The sequence below is a fragment of the uncultured Aquincola sp. genome, assembly GCF_964001545.1.
Lineage (GTDB): Bacteria > Pseudomonadota > Gammaproteobacteria > Burkholderiales > Burkholderiaceae_C > Aquincola.
On sequence record NZ_CAXFDV010000790.1, the window covers coordinates 1 to 2,773 of the forward strand.

The 2,773-nt window shown below is 69.0% G+C and carries 4 protein-coding genes; 1 reads left to right on the forward strand and 3 read right to left on the reverse strand.

Annotation, left to right across the window (positions count from 1 at the left end; genetic code table 11):
• The coding region (gene tssK / locus ABNT58_RS27470; RefSeq protein ID WP_348756549.1) for a type VI secretion system baseplate subunit TssK at positions 1 to 1,010 on the reverse strand (1,010 nt) is incomplete at its 3' end.
• 301 nt (positions 1,011 to 1,311) lie between these two features.
• On the opposite strand from tssK, the gene ABNT58_RS27475 reads away from it, so the two are divergent.
• Positions 1,312 to 1,818, forward strand: a complete 507-nt coding sequence (locus tag ABNT58_RS27475) for an OmpA family protein (protein ID WP_348756550.1) — start codon at positions 1,312 to 1,314, stop codon at positions 1,816 to 1,818.
• On the opposite strand, the gene ABNT58_RS27480 is transcribed toward ABNT58_RS27475, so the two are convergent.
• Positions 1,819 to 2,205, reverse strand: a complete 387-nt coding sequence (locus ABNT58_RS27480) for a DUF4280 domain-containing protein (protein WP_348756551.1) — start codon at positions 2,203 to 2,205, stop codon at positions 1,819 to 1,821.
• Between the two features lie 16 nt (positions 2,206 to 2,221).
• On the reverse strand, positions 2,222 to 2,773 hold a 552-nt coding region (locus tag ABNT58_RS27485; protein ID WP_348756552.1), incomplete at its 5' end, for a serine/threonine-protein phosphatase.

Sequence of the window (2,773 nt, forward strand, 5' to 3'; positions counted from 1 at the left end):
ATGTCGGCAATGATGGCCACCCGCACGCCGTGGTTGCGCTCCTGCAGCTCGATGGGGATGGCGGTTTGTTCCAGCACCATCGACAGCGACTGCCGCAGGTCGCCCATCACCGCGCGAAAGCAGGGCGCCAGATCGTCGTGGCGGTAGGGCGGGTAGTCGGCCGGGCGCTTGCGTTCACGGAAGGTGGACAGCTCGCCGGCCAGTTGCAGCAGCACGGTGTACAGCCGCTCGGGGTGCAGCACCGGCAGTTGCGGCAGGTGGGCCAGCAGCGGCTCGGTGCGGTTGAGCGTCTGCAGGAACACGAAGTCGGCGATCTCGCCCACGCCGGCGCGGCCGGGCTGGGCCAGGCGGGCGGCCAGCGCTTCGCTGCGCTGGCGCACCATGCCCAGCACTTCGCGCTGGTAGCTGTCGAGCACCGGGTGCGCGGCCACATGCAGCATCGGCGGCACATGCTGGGTGTCCAGCACCACGCGGCCATCGGCCCGGCGCTCGACGATGCGGGCCGCGGCCAGCTGGGTGAAGCCTTCGTTGGCATCACGCGCCAGCATCAGCCGCAGGTTCAGCCGGCCGATCTGCAGCGGCGCCTGGCGCAGGCTGACGGCATGGCTGTCGGCCACTTCCACGTCGCTGGCCAGGTAACGCGGCGGCATGCTGGGCGCGCTGTCTTCCACGTCGCTCTCGGCCACGCCGGGGCGGGCCAGCGCGGCCACCAGCAGCACCGGCTCGTCGCGCGCATCGGGCGGCACGTCGAGTGCGGGCGGCGCTGCGTCGTGCGTGGGGATGGAGAACGGCGTGCCGTCGGGCAGCACGCCGGTGGCGCTGGTCAGGGCCAGCTTGCCTTGCAGCAGCGCAGCCTCATCGAGGGCCAGGGTGCTGAAGCCCCAGTGGTGTGCAATGACGGCGTTGACACGGGCATCGACGAGTCGGGCGGTGTGTCGGTCCTGCTGCTGGAAATGCTGAGGCTGGAGGAACATGCCCTCCGTCCACATCACCTTGTTGTGCCAGGTCATGAAGCTCGCTGTTGTGTGGGCGGAAAGCGATGGCACCCAACTGCGTGCCGGCCCCGCGAAACAAGGTGTGAACGATACACGGCGATGCTTGCAGCGTCACGCTTTGTGCGTCATGCAAAGACCTGTCGATTCCCCCTCGTGTGGGATGCCGTGCACGCCTGGCCGACTATCATTTGCTGCTGGCCGCCGCCGCATGCCAAGCGGCTTTCGGAAGCGGTGTCAAACCTATGACAGTTGTTGGGGATCCGAGATGAAACGCTTGCCTGTTGTGTTGCATGCCGGCCGTTGTGTGGCGGTGGTCGTGGGCCTGGTCACCCTGTTGCAGGCCAATGCGGCCGATGCGCTGGACATCGGCAACCAAGTGCCCGATGCCGCCGCCGTCAAGGAAGGGCTGTTTCCCGAAGACGCCTGCAAGGAACTGGAAGCCGCGGGCTTCAAGTGCATGGGCTTCAAGCCGGCGGTGCGTTATTCGCTGCCGGCTGCTTCGTTCAAGGTGGGCTCGGCCGAACTGCCCGACATGCTGCGCAAGCAGCTGGACGTGTTTGCCGACGTGCTGCGCGGCAAGGCGGGCAGCGGCCGCACCGTGCGCATCGAAGGCCATGCCGATGCATCGGGCACGCCCGAGGCCAACCAGGCGCTGTCCGAGCGCCGGGCCGAAGCCGTCAAGAGCTACCTGGTGGACAAGGGCGCCGACGCCAGCATGCTGGAAGCCGTGGGGCTGGGCGCCACCGCCCCCAAGGTCACCAAGGACCCGTTCGCCGCCGAGAACCGCCGCGTCGAGATCGGGCGCGTGGGCGCCAAGCCCTGATCACGGAATCTGGTGCGTCATCTGCCCGGGCTGGGTGAACTCGATGACGCCGCCCCAGAGGCACATCAGCTTGCAGTTCTGGTCGAGCGCGGGCATCTGGTCCAGCAGCACGGTGGGCACGCCGGGCGCCCACGGGGTGGGGGTGTTGGGCACGCAGGGCATGGGCGTGAGCACGCCCAGCGCAGCGGCGGTGGCCGAGGCCACGGTCGGGTTGGCCAGCGACTGACACATGCCGAAGGGCATGATGTTGCTCATGGGCACGTGGTCCATGATGTTGCCGGCCGCCATGTTGCTGGTGAGGATGGGCCGGGGCGTGGCTACGAAGGTGCTGGGGGCCATGCCGAAGCTGCACTTCAGCAGGCCGCCCGTGCAGGTCTGGTGGGGCATGTGCGGGTCCTCGTGACTACACGGCCGGGGCGGCCGAGGTCCACACCGTCAAGGCGGTGAAGTTGTCGTGGCTGGCCTTCTGCCGCGTGGCGTCGGTCACCACCTGTTCCAGCGCGGCCAGCCAGGCCGTGGGCGTGGGCGCCGCCGCCAGGGTGGACAGCAGCAGCGCATCGGGCACGTGCTCCCACAGCCCGTCGGTGCACAGCAGGAACACGTCGCCGGCCAGCACCTCGTGGGGCTCGCCGCTGTCGCTGACTTCCAGCACGTCCGACGCCGTGCCCAGGGCCGAGCGCAACTCGCTGCGCTGCGGATGTTTTGTGGCCTGGTCGGCGGGCAGCAGGCCCGCATCCACCAGCGACTGCACCAGGCTGTGGTCGCGGGTGCGCGCATGCAGGCGGCCCTGGCGGAACCAGTACAGCCGCGAGTCGCCGGCATGCGCCCAGTGCACCCGGTGGCGCACGAAGTCGATCACCAGGCCGACCACGGTGCTGAACATGTTGGCCCGCTCGGTGTGCGGCGTGCGGGCATCGATCACCGCGCGGTTGGTGTCGAACACCAGGTCGGTGAG